This is a genomic window from Pseudomonas sp. 3HC3 (assembly GCF_044904505.1).
GTDB classification, from domain to species: Bacteria; Pseudomonadota; Gammaproteobacteria; order Pseudomonadales; family Pseudomonadaceae; genus Aquipseudomonas; species Aquipseudomonas putida_Y.
In genome coordinates this window covers 26,801-47,405 of the sequence record NZ_JADDRH010000006.1, presented here as the reverse complement: position 1 = coordinate 47,405, position 20,605 = coordinate 26,801, and the positions used below count along the sequence as shown (strand labels likewise).

Sequence of the window (20,605 nt, the reverse complement as noted above, 5' to 3'; positions counted from 1 at the left end):
TCGGGCTTCCCTCAAGCGCGCCCTTATCGCCCCGGCACCAACGTAAGCCGCTGGCTGCCATACGCCCTGTCGAAGTGCTGCTGTTGCAGCGGCAGGCTCATGAAGCGCCCTTTGAACCAGGCATCCAGCCCGTCGCGGTAATGCGCGCTGGCCGGGTTGCCGGACTGGCCGCTGCTGGTCAGTATCTGCAAGGGTTCGGCCTGGCCGAAGTCCACAATCATCCGTGCCGAGGCTGGCAGGCGAGTGTCGAAGTCGCTGCCCCAGGCGAATGGTGTGAGGGCCAGGGTAGTGAAGTCGCCGCCTGCGGCAAGCGGCGCACGGCTGATCGCATCGCCCAGGCCATGGTAGGCCGGTGCCGGCCAGCGGTACTGGTGCAGCTTGCCCCACTGCCAGGTGCGTCGGTCGGCACCCAGTTGCGCGATACCGGCCTCCATTGCTCCCGCCAGGCTGCGGGCGAGGATGGCGGGCTTGTCTTCTTTTTGCGGCGTGGTGCGGTCATCCCAAAAAGGGCTGTCATCGCGGCCCAGCAGGTGATCGGCCTGCGCCGAGAACGACAAACGTGCATTGCTGACGAACGCCTGCCAGGCCGGGCTGGACGCCGGGCCAAGGTCATCAAGGAAGGTCTGTCGAGCGACCTCCTGCAAGAACAACTCGTACAGCGCGGCGTCTGCCGACACCGGGCTCAGGCGGCCATCGAAAGCCTTGAGCCGGGCCAGTGTTTCGCGGGCCTTGTCGCGCTGCGCAGCGGGGAGGGCGTCGATCGCCTGCTTCAGAGGCTGGGCCATGCCGGGGGCGTCGAACATCTGCTTGAGCTTGTTGGCCAACAAGGTCACCTGGTCGTTCTGCAGGGCCATCAGGCTGCGACTGTCGTGGCGGCCGTTGCCGGCCAGCTGTGCCAGGCGCTCGGCGCGTTCGGGGTAGTACCAGGTGCTGGACAGCTGCATGCCATAGCCGCGCGGCAGGCTGCGCTGGTTGGCATGGCCGATCCAGCCCGCGGGTGGGTCCTGGTCGTATGGGTGCAGCATCGGGTCGGCATAGCCGTCCCAGTCGTAACGCCCGTCCCAGCCCGGCGAGGGCAGCAAGCCTTGGCCTTCGCGGCGATTGGGGTAGCGGCCACTGACTTGCCAGCCGATGTGCTCTGGCTCGGCGAAAACGAAGTTGACGGCAGCAGCAGTCACTTCACGTGTGCTGTCGAAGGCCCGTTCCAGGTTCTTGGCCCGCGTCAGGTCGAACAGCGCATCCAGGCTGCGATCACCTTTGAACTGTGGCAGGTTCAGCGCCAGGCCCAGGCTGGCGTTTTCTGGCTGGGCCAGCAGGGTGCCGTGGCGGGTGTCGTACATCACTTCGCGCACGGGTCGCTGGCCACGGACAAAGAAGGTTTCGCTACGGGTGCGGGCCGGCAGCCATTTACCGTCGGCCAGGTAGCTCAGCTGATTGCCTTGGCGGCGCAGCTGCTCGAGGAACACGTCCTGATTGTCGGCCATCACCGCGCTGCTGCTCCAGGCCAGCTTGCCATTGTAGCCGGCCAGCACAATCGGCAGGCCGGGCAAGGACAGGCCGGCGACCTGGTACTTGCTGGTATTGATTTGTACCGGGCTCAAGGCCCAGCCGGCGCGGCTGTCGCTTGCCAGCAGGCTTTTGCCGCTGCGGCTTCGCTGCGGGCCCAGGGCCAGGTTGGCCGACCCCGGGCTACCGAGCAGGTCGAGGTCGGCGAGCTTCTGGCTGGCAGCCGCCAGGGCCGGCAGCCCCGGCAACTGGCTGGCGAGGTTCAGGCCCTTGAGTTTGTCCACTTCCATTTCGGCCAACGGCTCGTCCGGGGCCCCGGGCAGCAACCAGGCCAGCTTGTCGCTACCCACTTTCTGCGCCAGGGTCAGGGCACTGAGTTCCTCGTGCAGGTTAACCGACTGGCTGAACGCGTACAGGCAGAAGATCAGCGCCGAGTCTTCAGGCTTCCAGTATTCGGGGCGATAGCCACTGCTGGCCAGGCCGGCTGGCAGCTTGTCGCGGTAGCGGAACAGGTAGGCGTTGACCCCGCGCGCGTACACTTCGAAGAAGCGCTTGAGCCGTGGCGATGCGTCGGCGTATTGCTGGGCGGCACTCTGCTTGAGGTTGGCGGCGCGCATGAGGCGGTCGATGTCCAGCGCTTCGCTGCCGGCCAGTTCGGCCAGACGGCCTTGGGCGAGCAGGCGCATGGCGACCATCTGTTCGATGCGGTCGCTGGCATGCACATAGCCCAGGCTGAACAGCGCATCATGGAAGCTGCTGCTTTCGATCAGTGGCGCGCCCATGGCATTGCGCCGTACCGAAACATTCTGCGCAAGGCCCTTGAGCGGCTGCACGCCGCTGCTCGGTGGCACGCTATCCTGGTAGCCGCCCATCTGGCAGCCGGCCAGCCCGAGCATGCCGAGCAGGGTGGCAGCGGTTGCGAACCGCAGGCGGAAGGGAGGAAAGGCGGGGGCGGCCATGGCAAGGGCTCCTGCAAGGCGAGGCTGGTTTGGAAAGGCGCTAAGGTAGTAAGCGCGCAGGCGCCGTGCAAGGTCCCAGGTCGGTTTATTTGATTGCGCGCCTCAAACGTCGAAGTGCTCAGCCAAGGTGTCGGAAAAATGCGTGCAATTGATACGCGTGTAGCGTTGATAGTCACGGCTCACCGCGAATGCAGAGCCCGGCATCAGCAGGATCTTGTGCTGCTCCAGTTTGCGCATGAAAGGTTGCAGGTCGGGCAGGTCCGGGTGGTAGACCCAGAGGAACATCCCCCCTTGTGGTGCAATGTCGAACTGCCAGCCGCGCTCGAGCAGCAAGCGTTGGGTTTGCACTTGCTGGCGAATCAGGCGCTGCTGCACGTCCTTCATGTGCCGGGCATAGGTGCCATCTGACAATATGGTGTTGACGAAGCGTTCGCAAAACGCGGGGACGGCAACGCAGGTCAGCAGTTTAAGGCGTGTGAGCGGCTCGATCAGGTCTTGCGAGCAGGCAATGAACCCCACGCGCAGCGATGCCGACAGGCACTTGGAGAAGCTGCCGATGTAGATAACCCGGTCGAGGTTGTCCAGCTCGGCAAAGGTCTGGCGCACGGCGGGGCTGAAGTCCCCATACACATCATCCTCGACCACGAAGAACTCGTGCTCCACCGCCAGGCGCAGGACGCTGAAGGCGTTGTGCGGGCTGATGTTGCTGCCGGTCGGGTTGTGGAAGGTGCTGTTGCAGAAAAACGCCTTGACCTTGTGCTTGGCCAGGTGGCTTCTCATTTCTTCCACGTCCGGCCCGTCCTGGGTCCGCCGAATGCCGACGACGTGCCCGCCCGCCAGCTGGATCAGCTTGATCAGGTTGCCGTTGCCCGGCTCGTCGACGAAAACGTGGTCGCCTGGTTTGATCAGCAATCGTGCCACCAGGTCCAGGCCTTGCGTGGCACCCAGTGTGGTCAGCAACTGGTTGGGGCGGGCTTCGACACGGGTCAGCCGTTTCATGTGCACGCACAGCTGTTTGCGCATGGGCAGGTAGCCCTGGATGTCGCCGTATTCTGCCAGCGAGCTCTGCTCCAGCCGCGCCGTGCGCCGAATTGCCTTGGCCAGCAGTTCGGTGTCGCGCCACGCCGGGGGCAGCCATCCGCTGCCCAGCTTGGTGAAGTGCTGGCCGCCCTGCAACAGCCGGAACAGCGGATCGCCGGCCATGCATTCGGGTTCGTGGATCACGCTGGTTTGACGCGTCCGGTTTGCGACGAAGTAGCCACGGCCGGGTGATGCCGTCAACACGCCTTCGCTGACCAACTGGGCATAGGCCGACACGACGTCGTGGTAGCTGAAGTCGACTGCAGCGGTCAGCTTGCGGATGGAGGGCATGCGTTGCCCGGGCAACCACTCGCCTGCATCCAGGCGTTGTTTCAACAGGTGATGAAGGCTGCAGGGGATCATGGCAGGTCCGAAACCGTTAGAAAAAAAAGCCTAACAGTTAACGGAAATGCTTGTCGACTGTTCGTTTGCAAATGGCCAGTACATGCCAATATCCCTGTGTCGAAACTTTCGGCTGCCAACAAAGGCGGCACTTATAGCGTCTGTGCAGACCAGACAACTGGATATCAAGCCCATGCACCCTATGGACATGCAATCAGCCGTCATTGCCAGGCTTCCTGTCCCTGACGAACTGGAGTCATTCAAAGTTGTAAAGAATCTTGTGACCTCGGCGTTATTGGAGTGTTGTTCAATCGTCGAGTTCGAAGCACTGAAAGAAACATCGGTCATTGAAAGTGTGACTGAACAGGCACATGCCGATTTGCAGGCATTTGCCATGAAAGATCCGGCTGCCGGCCGCGACCTGGTATTCATTGCAAAAACCTACACCTCTTATTCTGCGGTTTTGCATTATCGGCTTGCCCATTGGATCTACAACAATAGCGCCGCTATCTACGGCGCCGGCGGCCAATGCCTGGCCGCCATGATCTCCAGGCGCGGAAAAATGCTGTCGGGGGCGGAGATCCATTTCCGCAGCCGCATCGGTGCGCGCTTCATCATCGATCACGGCATGGGCACCGTCATTGGTGAAACATCGACCATTGGTGACGATTGCTACGTGCTTGGCGGTGTAACCCTGGGCGCCCGCGGTATCAGTGACAACCCCTCGAGCCCCAGGCATCCGACGTTGGGTAACCGGGTACAGATCGGCGCTTTCGCCAGTGTGCTGGGCGCTATTCATGTGGGTGACGGCGCGTTTATCGGGCCGGGCTGCATTGTTACCAAAGACGTCCCGGCCGCTGCCCGGGTGCAGGTTAAAACATCATTGCAGGTGGTATTGGAAGCATGAACTCTCTTAACTATGAAGTTTTAAGAAATACCGAAAAACTGTATTACAAAGATCAGTACCTGGCGGGCGCGGATACTCAAGTAGTGCGTGTGCACAGTGACGGCATCGAGTTGCTGAGCACGGTGGCCTACCCGGAAGGTGGTGGCCAGGAAGCGGACTTCGGCACGATTGAATTACCGGTGGGTACCGTGCGATTCGTCTGGGTTAAAAAACTCTACGGTAGTCCTATTCGCCTGGAGGGTTTCAAAGGCGGAAAACTGGGCGGCATCATTATTCACAGTGTGCACCCTGATGATTTGCACTTGCTGGATGAAGTCACCGCAGGCATGCCGGCCCGCGTCACTATCGATATTGAACGGCGCGAACGGCTGACGTTGTCTCACAGTGCCAGCCACTTCCTGTATGCCGCCGCCATCGGGCTGCGTGAAGAGCTGAAGCAATGGACTATCGGCTGCCATATCAAAGAGGACACGGCACGCTTCGACTTCCTGGTCGAGGATGCGTTCACGGCTGAAGACGTACTTGAAATAGAACGGCGGGCGAATGAACTGATCGGCTGCGATGCGCCCATCGAGCACTACGCGGTTCAAGGCCTGGAAGACGCACGTTTGTGGACCTACAACGGGATCGAAATCCCCTGCGGTGGCACCCACCTCGATTCACCGCGGCGCATCGGGCGCCTTGGCGTCAAGCGCAAACGGCTGGGTAGAGGCAAGGAACGGCTGATCTGCGTGTTCCCCGAGGCGGAAATCGACCTGTCCACTTATCACGAGCACGCATTATGAACAGCACATTACCGCGGCGCACGTACCTGTATTTCACCGCACAGTCGATCAACCTGACGACTGCCGTGATGTCGGTGACGATGGCCGCCATTGTCGGGGCCTCGCTGGCGCCTGATGCCGCATGGTCCACAGTGCCGTACGGGTTCCAGTTTCTGTGCCTGATGTTGGCAACCTATCCGGTCTCCAGGCTGATGAGCCGCATCGGCCGTAAAAAGGCATTCATGCTGGGCGCGATTCCCCTGGCGCTGTCTGGCGTCAGCGGCTTTCTGGCGGTGGAGCATCAGCATTTTCCAACGCTGGTCCTCAGCCACTCTGCATTGGGTGTGTACATCGCGTTCGCCAACTTCAACCGGTTCGCGGCAACCGACAATCTGTCCCAGGCCTTGAAGCCCAAGGCGCTTTCGCTGGTCGTGGCTGGCGGGGTCATCGCGGCTGTCGTCGGGCCAACGCTTACCGAGTGGCTGCGTGATGTTGGTGGCTTCCCACTGTTTTCGCTGTGTTATGCCGCGTTTGTCGGCCTGGCGCTGCTGTCGTTGTTGATTGCCCTGTGCCTGCCCAATGATGCGGGCACGGCCAGCGCGGTCAACAGCACAGCAAAACCGGCAAGCACCCGTGCCGAGCCGGCAGGCCCGAGCGTGGTTGTGGCAATGGCTGTGGCTGCGCTGGGCTACGGGATCATGAACCTGCTGATGATCCAGGCCTCGATGCACATGAAACACATGCACGAAGACTTCACTGACGTCCGACTGGCGATCCAGTGGCATGTGATCGCCATGTTTGCCCCGTCGTTCTTCACCGGCGCCATCATCCAGCGGCTGGGTATCAAGACCACCATTTGCGCGGGCCTGGCCCTGTTGATCGGTTGCTCGGCGATGAATATCTGGTCGCACAGCTACGCCATGATGACCTTGGCACTGATTGCCCTCGGACTGGGCTGGAACCTCACTTATGTAGGCGGAGGTGCGTTGCTGGCCCAGTCACTGCAGAACAGCCCGGCTGCGATGCAGATGCAGGGCAAGAACGACCTGGCCATTGCCGTTTTTGCCACCATCGGCGCATTCAGCCCTTCGCTGTTGCTGAGCTCGGTCGGCTGGGACGGTACCAATGCCATCTGCATGGTCCTCTGCATGGGGCTGCTGGTTGCCACTGCCGGGCTGCTGCAGAACAAGGCCGGCCTGCATACTTCAATGGAAGGTAGCCGCAAATGAGCGAGCTCATCAGTGTCAGCGATCGCATCTACACCAAACTGGAAATGAACAACCCGGGCGGTAGCCACAAATACCGGGCGGCGCGGCAGATCGTCGAACATGCCGTGCGCAGGGGCGACATCATTCCCGGGGTGACGACCGTCATCGAAAAGACCGGTGGCAGTTTCGGCTTTGGCTTGCTGGCGGCTTGTCATAAGTACCAGGTCGCCGTAGAGCTGGCGGTCGGGCTGAGTTTCAGCCAGACCAAGCGGGATCTGCTGGAGTGTTTCGGTGCCCGACTGATTGGCAAGGAAATGCTGATGGCCGGTGCCACACCCAAGGACGTGGTGATGCATCACCTGGATAATCAGGCCGCACTGGGCAAGTCATACTTCTACACCGACCAGTTCAACAACCCGGTAGGCATCGAGGCCCATCGCTATCAGACCGCCAGCGAACTGGCCATGCAACTGACCAGCGCCGGGGCGGGGCGGCAGATCCTGTTCGTGGGCTGTGCGGGTACTGGCGCCAGTTTCACGGGTATCACCCTGGGGCTGAAGGACCATGGCTTCGAGGTGTCGACGGTACTGGTCGATCCCAATGGCTGTGATTCGAGGGCTGGCGTGTTCGCCGATCATCGTTTTGAAGGCATGGCCGTGGGCGTTTGTCCGCCGTTCATGGACTGGTCGCTGGTGGACGAGCGGGCCCAGGTGCACCATGCAGAAATGCTGGCCGCACAGCGCTGGTTCTACATGCAGAGTGGCATTTTCGTCGGTAATACAGCCGCTGCCTGTCTGGCGGTTGCCCAGCGCATGGCCCAGCTCCCGCGGTATGTCGAGAGCACCCTGGTGACCATCGCCTATGATGCCGGCCTCTGGTACCAGGACCTGCTGGGGGCTAACCGGCGCAAAGCCGCATAGCCCACCTGTGTCAGGCTCATGATCCAGAGGCTGGCACGGTACCTGTGGGAATAGGCGACGCTGTGGATGGCACGGGCTTCGCCCGTGTTCGCGGGCGCGCCCGCTCCCACAGTGATCGTGCAATCTCTCAGATTTTTATCGAGTCAGTCGATCAGGCGCCGTGGCACTTCTTGTACTTTTTCTCGCTACCGCACGGGCACGGGTCGTTACGGCCAACGTCCTTCAGGGCGTTTCGTACCGGTTCCTGGTGGCCGTGGTTGCAGTGCGGGCCGTGTACATGGCCGTGGTCGTGGTGGTGATCATGGTCATGGTTGCAGTCAGGGCCATGAACGTGGGGTTGTTGGGACATTGCAGGGTTACTCCGGTATGTGATCGCCGGGGATTATCTCACCACTGCGTGATATGTGCAGGTCCCGATGGATGAGCAACCCGGTCGCCAGTTCACCCTGCAGTGTGTAATGCAGCGGCTGCTTGCTTCTCAGCAGTTTGGCCAGTGGTTTCAGGTGCTGCCACAGGTTGGTTCGTGCGGTGATCTTGAAAGTGCGCCGTGCATGCCCGCCCACGCTGCGCCACACGCTGGCTTCATCCTGCACCAGTAGCAGGTCATTGAGGCGTATTGCATACGACACGTTGCGAATGAACAGGCGGCTGTCATTGGGGTTGTCGACCCGCACATGCAACACGAACTCCTGTTCCAGCAACCTGGCCTTGACCGTTTCGACCTCGACCAGGTGCACTTCGGGCTCGCGCCAGTCTTCGCCCCAACTGGCACAGCCCGTCAGCCATGTCAGCAGCGCACCGAGCAGTAGCAGACGGGTGCGCTTGATCATGTTCAGTTTCCTACGTAGCTGGCGCAGCATTTCTTGAATTTGTGCCCGCTGGAGCAAGGGCAGGGGTCGTTGCGCCCGGCCTTCAGCCCGACCGTCGGGTCGATGAAGTACCAGCGACCGGCATGCTGGACGAAGGCCGAGCGTTCGCGGTGCTGATGATCGCCTTCCTGGTCGTGCCAGCGCGCGGTGAAGGTGACGAAGCCGTGTTCCGGCTGGCCGCCCAGCACTTCTGCGCTCTCCACCTCCAGGCCCAGCCAGGTGCTCTGTGCACTCCAGTCGGCCATGGCCGCACGGTCCAGGTCGGCTTGCTGGACCGGTAGGGTGGTGGCTACCAGGTAGTCGACCAGGCCCAGCACGTACGCACTGTAGCGTGAGCGCATCAGTGCCTGGGCATCCGGTGCCGGGGTACCGGCATGGTAATGCCCGCAGCAGGCGTCAAGCAGGTTGCCACTGCCGCAAGGGCAGACCGAGACACTCATCATCACCACCAGTACTTGCCGAAGTTTTCAGGGTTGGCCCAGAACCTGGCGTTGAGCCAGTCCGGGACCTGCTTATAGTCATGTAGATCATAGGTGAACAGGCTCAAAACCTGTTGGTCACGGCAGAATTTCTCGCTGGCCGACAGGGCCAGGGCGAAAAAGTCGGTGTCCTGCCAGCCGCAGGCGGCCAGGTCGGCCAGCACTGCAACCCGGCTGGCATTGAGGTTGCGAATGCCGCCGAGCAGCTCCAGGCCGGTGCGCTTGGGCAAGTGTTCCAGGCAGTCCACCAGTACCGCCAGGTCAAAGCGCTGGGCAGCCAGTTCGGCCGGCAGCGGACCAGGGGCGGCGATGTCGATGGTCACCTGGGGGTGCGCCTGGGCGAAGGCGTCCAGCGCCGGAAAGCGCGTACCTACCAGCAGCAGGCGTTGCGGAGTGAAGCGCTCGAGCAGGGCTGCCAGGGCCTGTTGAGGGGTGCGTTTGGAAAAACCTTCGGTCATTGCCATTCCTCGTTCTAGTCGTCCAAGACTAGCGGGCTGCGGCGTGTGGGCAAAGAGGCATGTGGCCGTGACGTAGCTTATTGCTGGCAGGGTTGGGATGAGCGGTCTTTACTCCCAGAGATCGGTCTTATGCCGATTCCCCCTAGGAGAAGCAATGAAATGAGCATAGTACGCACAGCGATACCCCTGGTACTGCTCACCAGTGTGTTGACTGGTTGTGCAGGTTTGCAAAAAACCGACTGGCCGAAATGTGCCGCCGTCGGGGGTGTAGGCGGCGCCGCATTGGGCGCCATCGAAAGTTCCAGCTGGGCTGGCTGGGGTGCGTTGCTGGGCGGTGGCCTGGCGGCGGGCTATTGCTGGGCCCACGGCGATGGCGACGAGGATGGCGACGGCGTGCCCGACAGCCGTGACAAATGCCCTGGCACCCCGCGTGGTGTGCAGGTCGATGCCAACGGATGCCCGCCTGAGCCGGTCGCGGTGGTCGAAGAAGTGGTGGTGCAGAAGGAAGAAGTCATTGTCATCCGTGATGTGCACTTCGAGTTCGACTCTGCGCGCCTGACTGCCAGTGACAAAGAGCGCCTCAATACCATTGCCACGCGCCTGAAGCAGGAAGCGCCATCTGCCCGCCTTAGCGTCAGCGGCCATACCGACAGCGTCGGTTCCGACAGCTACAACCAGAAACTGTCCGAGCGACGCGCCCATTCGGTGACCGATTACCTGGTCGACAGCGGTGTACCGCGCAGCAGCTTCGTTTCGGTGGTCGGCGCGGGTGAAACCCAGCCGGTGGCAGACAATGCCACAGCCGAAGGGCGTGCCATGAACCGTCGTACCGAGATCAAGATCCAGCGGTAAGGCGGCGTGCGCCCGTGCCTTGAGCAGTGGCACGGGCGCGTCTTCAGTTTGTGGCCAATGACACAGGAGCATTCAGCATGAGTGTGACGTCGAAGGCGGCATTGCCGCTGTTGGTGGCTGCCAGCCTGCTCGCGGGCTGTGCCACGCACAGCGATGGCAGCGCGCCCCTCAACCAAAGGACCTGGCCCATCTGCAGCCTGCTGGGCGGCTTGGTCGGTGGTGGCCTTGGCGCCATCGAGAGTTCTTCCTGGGCTGCCGGTGGTGGTGCCTTGGGCGCCATCGCCGGGGGGCTGATTTGTTACGCCCAGGACGGTGACGAAGATGGTGACGGCATTTTCGACCGACGTGATCACTGCCCCGATACCCCTGCCAACACTGCGGTCGACCACATGGGTTGCCCACTGAAACAGTACCCGGTCGCGCCACCTGCCAGTGCATCCGAACCCTCGCCAGAGGTGATCACCATCGATGACAACGGCGCGGTGATGTTCGCCTTTGACTCCGACGAACTGACGCCGGCGGCCCAGCAACGTCTGCAAGGTCTGGTGGCGAAACTCAATTCACCGACGGTGGCCAAGGTTCGTGTGATCGGGCATACCGACAGTGTGGGCTCCGACAGCTACAACCAGGTACTTTCCGAACGCCGCGCCAGCAGCGTGGCCGAGTACCTGATCGGTCAGGGCCTGGAAATGGGCAAGGTCACCAGCCAGGGCCGCGGGGAAAGCGAGCCGGCTACCGACAACGAAACCGACGAGGGCCGCGCGCGCAACCGACGGGTGGAACTGCACCTCAACTGAGTGGTGTTGGCGCCTGCCTTGGCATTACCGTGAATGTTGTTCGCATGGTTTGCTCGATCAGGCTGCCTCGACATGAGAACAATCTATAGGGGCGGGGTATGAAGTTCATCCTGGGCCTGGGCAAGGTCCTGACGGTCGCTTTCTGGGGGGTGGTATTGTTCAATCAGTTGATGCCACAACCCTTGCCCTTCAATCTGCTGATCAATGCTGCTGGCATCTTCTTGTTGGGCCTGCACCTGCTTGAAGTGCTGTTCTTCAATCGCAGCCTGCGCGGACGCAGTCACCGCTGGTTTGACCGTTTGCAAATACTGTTGACGGGTATCTTCCATGTGATGTCCATTCCCCGTGCGCGGAAGGCGCCGCGGGTGAACTGATCTTGCAGCGGCTCTGATTCTCACTGCGGCCCCTTGCTGGAGGGGCTTGCCCGCGAACACCGGCAACGCTGGTGACATCCACCGTGGCGCCGGCTTCGCTACAGGTTGCGCGCAGAACCTGTCAGAGCACCAGCCGCGAACTGGCCACCGCAACCACGGCCAGCCCCAGCAGCAGATTGATACCCACCATCCGCCGAATGCGCCCCAGCACCGCCGCCCCCGTCGGCCAGTCCTCGGCCTGCACTGCTGCCTTCAATTCCGGCAGCAGCAACGCCTGAATGCGCATGAACAAGGCAAGCATGGCGATCCCGCCACCGATCATCACGTGCACGTACCGGGGCGCCGTTTCGAAACCGCTGAAGCGCATGTGCAACATGCCGATACCACTTATCGCCAAAATCGCCACCGCCAGCCAGACCCAGCCGAAGAAGCGTCGGAAAACTTCCACCCACAAGCGCAGGCGGGCAGGCCCTTCCAGGGCTGCAACCGTTGCCGGGCGCAGCACCAGCCAGGCGAAGAACATGCCGCCGACCCAGACGAGGGCGGCCAGAACATGCAATGTGTAGGGCAGGGCAAAGGCGAGCATTCGGATCTCCATGCGGCAGAAAGGGCAATAGCGGGGTATGATAGCCGCCCCATGCGAAACACTGAAAATATATCCAGCCCTCCGGGCGCCTGCAGACCATGATCAGCAACGAACTCAAAGCCACTATCCAGGGCGCCTATTCGCGTTTTCTCGAAGCCAAGAGCCTCAAACCGCGCTATGGCCAGCGCCTGATGATCGCCGAAGTGGCCAAGGTACTTGGCGACATTGCCTGCGACGATGAAGGCCGCCGCGCTGGCGAGCCTGCCGTGGTGGCCGTGGAAGCGGGCACTGGTACCGGCAAGACGGTAGCCTACAGCCTGGCTGCCATCCCGGCGGCCAAGGCCGCCGGCAAACGCCTTGTGATCGCCACGGCTACCGTGGCCCTGCAAGAGCAGATCGTCTTCAAGGACCTGCCCGACCTGATGCGCAGCAGCGGCCTCAACTTCAGCTTCGCCCTGGCCAAGGGCCGTGGCCGCTATCTGTGCTTGTCCAAGCTCGACATCCTGCTGCAGGAAGGCCACGCCCAGTCAGCCACGGCTCAGTTGTTCGAAGAAGAAGGCTTCCGCATCGAAGTCGACGAGCGCAGCCAGAAGTTGTTCAACAGCATGATCGAGAAGCTTGCCGGCAACCGCTGGGACGGTGACCGCGACAGCTGGCCTGAGGCCCTGGAAGACCAGGACTGGGCACGGCTGACCACCGACCACAGCCAGTGCACCGGCCGCCACTGCCCCAACTTCCAGCAGTGCGTGTTCTACAAGGCCCGCGAAGGCATGGGCAAGGTCGATGTGATCGTCACCAACCACGACATGGTCCTGGCCGACCTGGCCCTGGGTGGCGGCGCGGTATTACCCGACCCGCGCGATACCATGTACGTGTTCGACGAAGGCCATCATCTGCCAGACAAGGCCATCGGCCATTTCGCCCATTATTCGCGGCTGCGTTCCACCGCCGACTGGCTGGAACAGACCGCCAAGAACCTGACCAAATTGCTGGCCCAGCATCCGCTGCCCGGCGACTTGGGCAAGTACATCGAGCAGGTGCCGGAGCTGGCGCGAGAAGTACGCACCCAGCAGCAGTTCATGTTCACCCTTTGTGAACAGGTAGCCGACTTCCGTCCCAGCGAGGACACCGAAGGCCGTGAACGCCCGCGTTACCGTTTCGAGGGTGGGGTGGTGCCGGAGCAGATTCGCGAAGTGGGCATCGAACTGAAAAAGGGCTTTGCCCGCCTCAACGATCTGTTCACCCGCCTGGCTGACCTGCTCAAGGAAGGCATGGACGGTGAGGTCAACATCGGCATCGCCAGCCATCAGGCCGAAGAGTGGTATCCGCTGTTCGGCAGCCTGGTCACCCGTGCCCAGGGCAACTGGGAGCTGTGGACGGCCTTCACTGCCGAAGACCCGGAAGACAGCCCGCCCATGGCGCGCTGGCTGACCTTGGCCGAGAGTGGCGCGCTGTTCGACATCGAAGTCAACGCCAGCCCCATCCTCGCCGCAGAAATGCTGCGGCGCAGCCTGTGGAGCGTGGCGCACGGTGCGCTGGTGACCTCGGCGACGCTGACCGCGCTGGGCAAGTTCGACCGTTTCCGCATGCGTTCGGGGTTGCCGCGCGACGCCATCACTTGTGTGGTGCCCAGCCCGTTTGTGCATGGCGATGCCGGTCTTTTGCGGGTCCCCGACCTGAAGGCCGACCCCCGCGATGCTGCGGCGCACACTGCAGCGATCATCCGCGAGCTACCGAACATCGTCGAAGATGCCCGTGGCGCGCTGGTGTTGTTCTCGTCACGCAAACAGATGCAGGATGTGTTTGATGGTCTGGACCGTGACTGGCGCAAGCTGGTACTCATCCAGGGCAATCTTTCAAAGCAGGAAACCCTGAACAAGCACAAGGCGAGGGTCGACGATGGCCAGCACAGCGTGCTGTTTGGCCTGGCCAGCTTTGCCGAAGGTGTCGACCTGCCGGGTGCGTATTGCGAGCACGTCGTCATCGCCAAGATTCCCTTTGCTGTGCCCGACGACCCGGTCGAAGCTGCGCTGGCCGAGTGGATCGAGGCACGTGGCGGTAACCCGTTCATGGAAATTGCCGTGCCGGACGCCTCGTTGAAGCTGATCCAGGCCTGCGGTCGCCTTCTGCGTACCGAGCAGGATCGCGGCGTCATCACCTTGCTTGACCGGCGCTTGGTCACGCAGCGTTACGGCAAGGCTATTCTCAATGCGCTACCGCCGTTCCGGCGGGAAATTTCCTGATCGCCGGAGCACTTGCTCCGGCGCATTGTCCATTACTCGTCTTGGGCCCATCAGGGTCCTGAAGGAGAGCCCCCGCCTTATGATCCGCCGCACCCTGCCCGCCGTTTTCGCCTTGTTGTGCAGTTCGCCCTTGCTGGCCGAGCAGCAAACGCTGTTCAGCTTCGTGCGCCCGGCCTCGGTGGTCAATGTGGCGACCGTGGATGCCGGCATGCCGCAGTACAACGCGGAACAAACGGCTGAGGGCGAGGTGTTGCGGCGTGTGGTGTTCAACCCGGCGCAGCAGCCGACCCTTCGCCTGAGCCCGCAGAGCGGGGTGTGGGACTGGTCTGCGGGGCAGTTCCTGACCTTGCGCCTGCAAAGTGCCATGGATTGGGCATTGACCGTGGATGTTACGGTGCAAGGCAGCGATGGGCGCACCTTGACCAGCCGTATCGACCTGCCCGCTGGCCCCGCGCAAACGGTGATGGTGCCGCTGACAGCCAGTTCGCCGCTGGACCAAGGCATGCGCGCCGGCCCGCCGATGCCGTGGACCCACGGTGGTCAGCGCCTCCTTTTGACCAGCAGTGCCGGTGCAGTCGACCTCAAGCAGGTGACCTCGGTCAGCCTGAGCATCCCCAGCCCCAAGGTGGCGCAGAGCCTGTTGATCGAGCGTGTCGGCATCCAGGATGACGACCAGGCGTACAGGGCGGCCTATCACGAGCTGATTGATGCCCATGGCCAGTCGACTCGCGGGACCTGGCCCGAGAAGGTATCCAGTGACGAGCAGCTCAAGGCGGCCAATACCCGTGAACAGCAACAGCTCAAGGGCTGGTTGGCGGAGCGCAGCAAGCAGCAGTTGGACGCTTACGGTGGCCTGGTGGGCGGGCCGGCCTTTGCAGCCAAGGGCTTCTTTCGCACTGAAAAGCGTGATGGCCGCTGGTATCTGGTAACGCCGGATGGGCACCCGTTCTATTCTTTGGGGGTGAACGCCGTGGCGGCAGACGGCGGGCGTACGTATGTCGCCGGGCGCGAAGGCATGTTCAAGGCCCTGCCCGCCGAGGGCGATGCCCTGGCCGCGTTCTATGGCGAAAGCAACAACGACGATGGCAATGCCTCGTCGCAAGGGCGCAATTTCAAGCAGGGGCGTTGGTTCGACTTCTACGCCGCCAACCTGCAGCGTGCCTACGGCAAACCCTGCCCGCCTGCGGTGGAGGGCCAGCCAGCCGACTGCGCACCGCCGGCGCTGGATGCCGACCGCTGGCAGGCGCACGCGCTTGACCGCCTTCAGGCCTGGGGATTCAACACCCTTGGCAACTGGAGCGAGCCGGCTCTTGGCCAAGCCAGACGCATGCCGTATACCTTGCCGCTGTCGATCGAGGGCGACTACGCCAGCATCAGCACTGGCATGGACTGGTGGGGGCGCATGCCCGACCCGTTCGACCCGCGTTTTGCCATGGCCACCGAACGTGCCGTGGCCATTGCCGCTCGCGATCACCGTGATGACCCTTGGTTGATCGGCTACTTTGCGGACAACGAGCTGGCCTGGGCTGCCCCCGGAAGCGACCCCAAGGCCCGTTATGGCCTGGCCTACGGCACCTTGCGCCTGACCACCGACGTGCCAGCCAAGCGTGCGTTTCTCAAGCAGCTGCGTGACAAGTATCGCAACCAGGAGGGGCTGTCCAAGGCCTGGGGCATCGAACTGACCGCTTGGGAACTCATGGAAGATCCAGGCTTCGAGGCGCCGTTGCCTAACCCGGAGCACCCGGAAATCGAGCGTGACTACCAGCACTTCCAGCGGGTATTTGCCGAGACCTACTTCAAGACCATTTCAGATTCGTTGAAGTGGCATGCGCCCAATCACATGCTCCTGGGTGGCCGTTATGCGGTCAGCACACCGGAGGCGGTCAAGGCCTGCGCCGAGTTCTGCGATGTACTGAGCTTCAACTTCTATACCCTCAAGCCACAGGACGGCTACGACTTTGCCCGCCTGGCGGAGCTGGACAAGCCGGTGCTGGTGTCCGAGTTCCAGTTCGGCTCGCGTGATCGCGGGCCGTTCTGGCCGGGGCCATTGGAGCTGGCGCGGGAAGAGGATCGCGGCCCGGCCTACGCAAACTTCCTCAAGGCGGCCCTGGCGCAGCCGATGATCGTTGGCGCGCACTGGTTCCAGTACCTCGACCAACCGGCCAGCGGTCGCTTGCTTGATGGTGAGAACGGTCACCTCGGGCTGGTGGCGATTACCGATATGCCATATCCAGGGTTTGTCGATGCCGTGCGCAAAAGCAATCAGCACACCATGAACCAGCTGCGTGCCGAGCTGGAAAAACCGGCTCCCTGAGTTCAGGTTGATGCAGTCAACTTAGGTAAGGAGGGCCTTGTGTCACGACCACTTGGCCCAAGCCAGTTTGCAAAACACCCAACTACTGAAACAATGCACACCTTTTTGGATATGGTCGTACGGAGAGCAGCGGGTGCAGATCCAGGGTCACTATGAGCTGAAGTTCGAAGCTGTGCGCGAAGCCTTTGCCGCGCTGTTCGATGATCCCCAGGAGCGTGGCGCCGCGCTGTGCATCCAGGTGGGTGGCGAAACCGTCGTTGACCTGTGGGCTGGCAGTGCCGACAAGGACGGCCAGCAGGCCTGGCACAGCGATACCATCGCCAACCTGTTCTCCTGCACCAAGACCTTCGCGGCCGTTACCGCCCTGCAGCTAGTCGGCGAGGGCAAGTTGGCCCTCGATGCCCCGGTGGCCAACTACTGGCCCGAGTTTGCCCAGGCGGGTAAGCAGTCGATCACCTTGCGCCAGCTGCTCAGCCACCGTGCCGGCTTGCCGGCCATTCGTGAGCTGCTGCCGGCCGAAGCCTTGTATGACTGGCAGGTCATGGTCGATGCCCTGGCTGCTGAGACTCCGTGGTGGACGCCAGGCACAGAACACGGCTATGCCGCCATCACCTATGGCTGGCTGATCGGCGAACTGATTCGCCGTGCCGACGGCCGTGGTCCTGGCGACTCGATCGTGGCACGCACCGCCCGCCCGTTGGGGCTGGATTTCCATGTTGGCCTGGCGGACGAAGAGTTTCACCGCGTCGCACATATCGCCCGTGGTAAGGGCAATGCTGGAGATGCCGCAGCGCAACGCTTGCTGCAGGTGACCATGCGTGAGCCTGAGGCACTGTCGACCCGGGCATTTACCAACCCGCCCGCGATACTGACCAGCACCAACAAACCGGAATGGCGGCGCATGCAGCAGCCAGCGGCCAATGGCCATGGCAACGCACGCAGCTTAGCGGGGTTCTATGCCGGGCTGCTGGACGGCAGCCTGCTTGAATCCGAACTGCTCGATGAGCTGACCCGCGAGCACAGCCTCGGCCAGGACCGTACCTTGCTCACCCAGACCCGTTTCGGCCTGGGCTGCATGCTCGACCAGCCCGATGTGGCGAATGCCACTTTTGGCCTCGGCGCCCGCGCCTTTGGTCACCCCGGTGCCGGTGGTTCGGTTGGTTTTGCCGACCCGGAGCACGATGTGGCCTTCGGTTTTGTGGTCAATACCCTCGGCCCTTATGTGCTGATGGACCCACGGGCCCAGAAACTGGTACGCGTTCTTGCCAGTTGCCTTTGATCGGGTAATGCGGGTATTGCCACACCCCTTTGACTATCCTCAATGCCAAGGCCTGAAGTCCCTGGGCAAAATATCTTTCTATTTCATGGTGTATCGCTGATGTCTTCACATAAAACCTTAGCACTCGCCCTGTGCCTGACCGCCGCTACCGGCTGCGCCAGCCACTCCCCGGACGGCTCCAAGGAAGGTGGTTCCAGCTGGTGGCCTTTCGGTTCGGACAAGGTTGCCGAGCAGCAAGTGAAGTCAGCCGTCACTGAAAACGTGGCCAAAGCCGATGCCAAATCCGAAAGCGCCAGCCGCTGGTGGTGGCCGTTTGGCGGTGACGACAAGCAAGCCAAGGGGCCGGTGGTGCCGAAGATTGACCAGAAGGCCACCCAGGCCTGGCTGGACGAATACGAGCCCAAGCTGCGCGAAGCGATCAAGGACAGCAAGCTGGAACTGGAGCGTCGCGACAATGTGCTGGCGGTAACCCTGCCGGTGGACAGCTCGTACAATCCTGATCGCCCGAACATGCTGCTGCCCATGTCCCTGGGCCCGATCACCCGCGTCGCCAAGACTGTCGAAGGCGACCCCAAGACTGCCGTGCTGGTACTGGGCCATGCCGACAGCAGCGGTGCCGCCGTTGCCAACCAGAAGCTCAGCCTGGAGCGCGCCGCTTCGGTATCGGCCATCTTCCGCCTCAGCGGCCTGCAGCGTGACCGCCTGACCCTCAAGGGTATGGGCTCGGTGATGCCGCGCGCTGCCAACGACAGCGCCGAGGGGCGCGCCCTGAACCGCCGCGTGGAAATGTTGCTGACCCCGCAGAACACCATGGTCGCACTCCTGGCCAAATACCAGCAGGCCACCCCGGCACCAGCCCCAGCCTCGATGGTGGCAGTGCAGGATGCCAAGGCGCCAGCCGCCAAGGCCACTGGCACCAAGCCGGCTGCCAAAACTGCGGCGAAGAAACCTGTAGCCAAGGCCAAAACACCTGCGAAGACTGCAGCCAAGAAAAAAGCTGCACCGGCCAAGCCTGCAGCCAAAAAAGCTACTATTGACAAGAAAGTAGCTGCCAACAGCCCTGCGAAGACCAACTGATCGTCAAGGAACCGCAGTAATGACCCAATCCCTGGCCGATATGCGCCGCGACTACACGCGTGATGGCCTGACCGAAGCCCAGGCACCGGGGGAGCCGTTCGCCCTGTTCCACCAGTGGTTCGCCGATGCGGTGAAAACCGAGCAGGTACCGGTGGAAGCCAATGCCATGACCTTGGCCACCGTGGACGGCGAAGGTCGCCCGCATTGCCGTGTATTGCTGTTGAAGGGGCTCGACGAGCAGGGGTTCACCTTCTTCACCAACTATGACAGCGCCAAGGGCCAGCAACTGCAAGCCAACCCCTTTGCTGCAATGACCTTCTTCTGGCCAGCGCTGGAGCGGCAGGTACGCATCGAAGGCCGTGTGCAGAAGGTTACGGCGCAGGAGTCGGATGCCTACTACCAGGTACGCCCGCTGGGCAGCCGCCTGGGGGCCTGGGCCTCGCCACAGAGCCGCGTGATTGCCGGGCGTGAGGAACTGGAGGGCCTGGTAAAGGCCACTGAAGCGCGTTTCTCCGACACCCAGCCGCATTGCCCTGAGCATTGGGGGGGATACCGTTTGTTGCCAGAGCGCATCGAGTTCTGGCAGGGGCGCGCAAGCCGCCTGCATGATCGGTTGAACTATCGGCTGGTGGATGGGCAGTGGCTGCGAGAGCGGCTGGCACCCTGAGTAACTGGGGCTGCCTAGCGGCCCCAGCCATCGATCAAGCTACCCCGTATATCCCGCCGCCTCGCGCTCCAACCACCCCGGTAGTTGCTTACGCCCCACCTTCTCCTGCCGCGCCTGCGCCAACCTTTCAAGCATGAACGCGCGTTTTTCAGGATCAGCCCCTGCCAGCGACAAGGCCAGGTCACGGTCCATCCAGCGGCGCATTCGCACATACAGCCACCAGTGGAAATACAGTCCTGTAACGGTGGTGACCACGACGATGAAGTAATCCATGGCTATTCTTGGTCTCACTTGAAAGGCCTTCGACACAGCCCGGCAGGCTGTACCCCGGCTGAATGAAAACAATTTTATTACGTTTGTACCGTGACAGCCGTCAATGTGCAGCGTCTAATGAGCACCTGACTTATGGAGACTTTACCCATGCGTAAATCCGCTTTGCTGGTGGCGACCTTTACCACCATGTCGCTGCTGCTGGGGGGCTGTGCCTCGAGCCTGACCGGTGACAGCTACTCCCGTGACGAAGCCCGCCGCGTGCAAACCGTGCGTATGGGCACCATCGAATCCCTGCGTCCGGTCAAGATCGAGGGCACCAAGACCCCGATTGGCGGCGGTGCTGGTGCCATTGTGGGTGGCGTAGCCGGCAGCGCCGTGGGCGGTGGCCGGGGCAGCATCGTGGCTGCCGTGATCGGTGCCGTGGCGGGTGGCTTGGCGGGTTCCGCAGCAGAAGAAGGCCTGACCCGTACCCAAGGTGTCGAAATTACCGTTCGTGAAGATGATGGCAGCATGCGCGCCTATGTGCAGGCCGTGCAGGAGAACGAAATCTTCCGTGTTGGCGACCGCGTGCGCATCATGACTGTTGACGGTACCAGTCGCGTTTCGCACTGACCGTAACGCAGTAAAACAAAACCCCGACATGGCTGCTGC

General features: G+C 62.2%; 21 protein-coding genes. 13 read left to right on the top strand and 8 right to left on the bottom strand.

Annotation, left to right across the window (positions count from 1 at the left end):
* Positions 1-23 precede the first annotated feature (23 nt).
* The gene (locus tag INQ47_RS11910) at positions 24-2,465 is read right to left on the bottom strand and encodes a penicillin acylase family protein (protein WP_404701745.1); all 2,442 of its coding nucleotides are present in this window, start codon (positions 2,463-2,465) and stop codon (positions 24-26) included.
* A 102-nt stretch (positions 2,466-2,567) separates the two neighbouring features.
* A complete protein-coding gene (locus INQ47_RS11905; protein ID WP_404701744.1) occupies positions 2,568-3,908 on the bottom strand; it encodes a PLP-dependent aminotransferase family protein in 1,341 nt (446 codons plus the stop codon).
* A 172-nt stretch (positions 3,909-4,080) separates the two neighbouring features.
* Here INQ47_RS11905 and INQ47_RS11900 point away from each other — a divergent pair, with 172 nt between their 5' ends.
* The 4 genes from INQ47_RS11900 to INQ47_RS11885 are packed head-to-tail and all read left to right on the top strand — an operon-like array spanning position 4,081 to position 7,686.
* The gene (locus INQ47_RS11900) at positions 4,081-4,794 is read left to right on the top strand and encodes a serine O-acetyltransferase (protein ID WP_181004818.1); all 714 of its coding nucleotides are present in this window, start codon (positions 4,081-4,083) and stop codon (positions 4,792-4,794) included.
* Positions 4,791-5,579 carry an alanyl-tRNA editing protein gene (locus INQ47_RS11895; protein WP_404701743.1) on the top strand — a complete coding sequence of 263 codons (789 nt, stop codon included), beginning with the start codon at positions 4,791-4,793 and terminating at the stop codon, positions 5,577-5,579. The genes INQ47_RS11900 and INQ47_RS11895 overlap by 4 nt, the downstream gene beginning before the upstream one ends.
* Positions 5,576-6,787: an MFS transporter gene (locus tag INQ47_RS11890; RefSeq protein WP_252458475.1), complete on the top strand. Its 1,212-nt coding sequence runs from the start codon at positions 5,576-5,578 to the stop codon at positions 6,785-6,787. Before INQ47_RS11895 ends, INQ47_RS11890 begins: the two co-directional genes overlap by 4 nt.
* On the top strand, positions 6,784-7,686 hold the full coding sequence (locus tag INQ47_RS11885) for a pyridoxal-phosphate dependent enzyme (protein ID WP_404701742.1): 903 nt from the start codon (positions 6,784-6,786) through the stop codon (positions 7,684-7,686). The genes INQ47_RS11890 and INQ47_RS11885 overlap by 4 nt, the downstream gene beginning before the upstream one ends.
* A 151-nt stretch (positions 7,687-7,837) precedes the next feature.
* Here INQ47_RS11885 and INQ47_RS11880 read toward each other — a convergent pair whose 3' ends face one another.
* The 4 genes from INQ47_RS11880 to INQ47_RS11865 are packed head-to-tail and all read right to left on the bottom strand — an operon-like array spanning position 7,838 to position 9,492.
* Positions 7,838-8,035: an SEC-C metal-binding domain-containing protein gene (locus tag INQ47_RS11880; RefSeq protein WP_003254900.1), complete on the bottom strand. Its 198-nt coding sequence runs from the start codon at positions 8,033-8,035 to the stop codon at positions 7,838-7,840.
* Between the two features lie 7 nt (positions 8,036-8,042).
* Positions 8,043-8,516 (bottom strand): LEA type 2 family protein, encoded by a 474-nt coding sequence (locus INQ47_RS11875; RefSeq protein ID WP_021785826.1) that lies wholly within the window; start codon positions 8,514-8,516, stop codon positions 8,043-8,045.
* A 2-nt stretch (positions 8,517-8,518) separates the two neighbouring features.
* Positions 8,519-8,995: a YchJ family protein gene (locus INQ47_RS11870; protein ID WP_404701741.1), complete on the bottom strand. Its 477-nt coding sequence runs from the start codon at positions 8,993-8,995 to the stop codon at positions 8,519-8,521.
* A gap of 2 nt (positions 8,996-8,997) precedes the next feature.
* A complete protein-coding gene (locus INQ47_RS11865) occupies positions 8,998-9,492 on the bottom strand; it encodes a DUF6231 family protein (protein ID WP_021785828.1) in 495 nt (164 codons plus the stop codon).
* Between the two features lie 159 nt (positions 9,493-9,651).
* Here INQ47_RS11865 and INQ47_RS11860 point away from each other — a divergent pair, with 159 nt between their 5' ends.
* The 3 genes from INQ47_RS11860 (at position 9,652) to INQ47_RS11850 (ending at position 11,515) form a co-directional block, all read left to right on the top strand.
* Positions 9,652-10,344, top strand: a complete 693-nt coding sequence (locus INQ47_RS11860) for an OmpA family protein (protein ID WP_252459593.1) — start codon at positions 9,652-9,654, stop codon at positions 10,342-10,344.
* 77 nt (positions 10,345-10,421) lie between these two features.
* Complete coding sequence (locus INQ47_RS11855; RefSeq protein WP_404701740.1) at positions 10,422-11,141, top strand: OmpA family protein; 720 nt, start codon at positions 10,422-10,424, stop codon at positions 11,139-11,141.
* 98 nt (positions 11,142-11,239) lie between these two features.
* Positions 11,240-11,515 (top strand): DUF1145 domain-containing protein, encoded by a 276-nt coding sequence (locus tag INQ47_RS11850; protein ID WP_252459595.1) that lies wholly within the window; start codon positions 11,240-11,242, stop codon positions 11,513-11,515.
* 121 nt (positions 11,516-11,636) lie between these two features.
* On the opposite strand, the gene INQ47_RS11845 is transcribed toward INQ47_RS11850, so the two are convergent.
* Positions 11,637-12,101 carry a CopD family protein gene (locus tag INQ47_RS11845; protein ID WP_252459596.1) on the bottom strand — a complete coding sequence of 155 codons (465 nt, stop codon included), beginning with the start codon at positions 12,099-12,101 and terminating at the stop codon, positions 11,637-11,639.
* 98 nt (positions 12,102-12,199) lie between these two features.
* Between INQ47_RS11845 and dinG the strand changes: the two genes are divergently transcribed.
* The 5 genes from dinG to pdxH all read left to right on the top strand — a co-directional run bounded on the left by dinG (position 12,200) and on the right by pdxH (position 19,681).
* Positions 12,200-14,344: an ATP-dependent DNA helicase DinG gene (gene dinG / locus INQ47_RS11840; RefSeq protein ID WP_252459597.1), complete on the top strand. Its 2,145-nt coding sequence runs from the start codon at positions 12,200-12,202 to the stop codon at positions 14,342-14,344.
* A 79-nt stretch (positions 14,345-14,423) separates the two neighbouring features.
* On the top strand, positions 14,424-16,658 hold the full coding sequence (locus tag INQ47_RS11835) for a beta-galactosidase (protein ID WP_404701739.1): 2,235 nt from the start codon (positions 14,424-14,426) through the stop codon (positions 16,656-16,658).
* 133 nt (positions 16,659-16,791) lie between these two features.
* Positions 16,792-17,937, top strand: a complete 1,146-nt coding sequence (locus INQ47_RS11830) for a serine hydrolase domain-containing protein (RefSeq protein WP_252459599.1) — start codon at positions 16,792-16,794, stop codon at positions 17,935-17,937.
* A 99-nt stretch (positions 17,938-18,036) separates the two neighbouring features.
* Positions 18,037-19,014, top strand: a complete 978-nt coding sequence (locus INQ47_RS11825) for an OmpA family protein (RefSeq protein ID WP_404701738.1) — start codon at positions 18,037-18,039, stop codon at positions 19,012-19,014.
* Between the two features lie 19 nt (positions 19,015-19,033).
* Positions 19,034-19,681, top strand: a complete 648-nt coding sequence (pdxH, locus tag INQ47_RS11820; protein ID WP_176685318.1) for a pyridoxamine 5'-phosphate oxidase — start codon at positions 19,034-19,036, stop codon at positions 19,679-19,681.
* 39 nt (positions 19,682-19,720) lie between these two features.
* On the opposite strand, the gene INQ47_RS11815 is transcribed toward pdxH, so the two are convergent.
* A complete protein-coding gene (locus INQ47_RS11815) occupies positions 19,721-19,954 on the bottom strand; it encodes a hypothetical protein (RefSeq protein WP_404701737.1) in 234 nt (77 codons plus the stop codon).
* Between the two features lie 147 nt (positions 19,955-20,101).
* Here INQ47_RS11815 and INQ47_RS11810 point away from each other — a divergent pair, with 147 nt between their 5' ends.
* Positions 20,102-20,566 carry a glycine zipper 2TM domain-containing protein gene (locus INQ47_RS11810; protein WP_009684613.1) on the top strand — a complete coding sequence of 155 codons (465 nt, stop codon included), beginning with the start codon at positions 20,102-20,104 and terminating at the stop codon, positions 20,564-20,566.
* Positions 20,567-20,605: the final 39 nt, after the last annotated feature.

Bases quoted from the DNA above. Each gene is read 5' to 3' on its own strand.
- INQ47_RS11865 (WP_021785828.1), bottom strand. From the start codon at position 9,492: ATGACCGAAGGTTTTTCCAAACGCACCCCTCAACAGGCCCTGGCAGCC.
- INQ47_RS11905 (WP_404701744.1), bottom strand. From the start codon at position 3,908: ATGATCCCCTGCAGCCTTCATCACCTGTTGAAACAACGCCTGGATGCA.
- INQ47_RS11860 (WP_252459593.1), top strand. From the start codon at position 9,652: ATGAGCATAGTACGCACAGCGATACCCCTGGTACTGCTCACCAGTGTG.
- INQ47_RS11895 (WP_404701743.1), top strand. From the start codon at position 4,791: ATGAACTCTCTTAACTATGAAGTTTTAAGAAATACCGAAAAACTGTAT.
- INQ47_RS11835 (WP_404701739.1), top strand. From the start codon at position 14,424: ATGATCCGCCGCACCCTGCCCGCCGTTTTCGCCTTGTTGTGCAGTTCG.
- pdxH (WP_176685318.1), top strand. From the start codon at position 19,034: ATGACCCAATCCCTGGCCGATATGCGCCGCGACTACACGCGTGATGGC.
- INQ47_RS11810 (WP_009684613.1), top strand. From the start codon at position 20,102: ATGCGTAAATCCGCTTTGCTGGTGGCGACCTTTACCACCATGTCGCTG.
- INQ47_RS11815 (WP_404701737.1), bottom strand. From the start codon at position 19,954: ATGGATTACTTCATCGTCGTGGTCACCACCGTTACAGGACTGTATTTC.
- INQ47_RS11885 (WP_404701742.1), top strand. From the start codon at position 6,784: ATGAGCGAGCTCATCAGTGTCAGCGATCGCATCTACACCAAACTGGAA.
- dinG (WP_252459597.1), top strand. From the start codon at position 12,200: ATGATCAGCAACGAACTCAAAGCCACTATCCAGGGCGCCTATTCGCGT.
- INQ47_RS11855 (WP_404701740.1), top strand. From the start codon at position 10,422: ATGAGTGTGACGTCGAAGGCGGCATTGCCGCTGTTGGTGGCTGCCAGC.
- INQ47_RS11890 (WP_252458475.1), top strand. From the start codon at position 5,576: ATGAACAGCACATTACCGCGGCGCACGTACCTGTATTTCACCGCACAG.
- INQ47_RS11910 (WP_404701745.1), bottom strand. From the start codon at position 2,465: ATGGCCGCCCCCGCCTTTCCTCCCTTCCGCCTGCGGTTCGCAACCGCT.
- INQ47_RS11880 (WP_003254900.1), bottom strand. From the start codon at position 8,035: ATGTCCCAACAACCCCACGTTCATGGCCCTGACTGCAACCATGACCAT.
- INQ47_RS11870 (WP_404701741.1), bottom strand. From the start codon at position 8,995: ATGAGTGTCTCGGTCTGCCCTTGCGGCAGTGGCAACCTGCTTGACGCC.
- INQ47_RS11845 (WP_252459596.1), bottom strand. From the start codon at position 12,101: ATGCTCGCCTTTGCCCTGCCCTACACATTGCATGTTCTGGCCGCCCTC.
- INQ47_RS11875 (WP_021785826.1), bottom strand. From the start codon at position 8,516: ATGATCAAGCGCACCCGTCTGCTACTGCTCGGTGCGCTGCTGACATGG.
- INQ47_RS11850 (WP_252459595.1), top strand. From the start codon at position 11,240: ATGAAGTTCATCCTGGGCCTGGGCAAGGTCCTGACGGTCGCTTTCTGG.
- INQ47_RS11825 (WP_404701738.1), top strand. From the start codon at position 18,037: ATGTCTTCACATAAAACCTTAGCACTCGCCCTGTGCCTGACCGCCGCT.
- INQ47_RS11900 (WP_181004818.1), top strand. From the start codon at position 4,081: ATGCACCCTATGGACATGCAATCAGCCGTCATTGCCAGGCTTCCTGTC.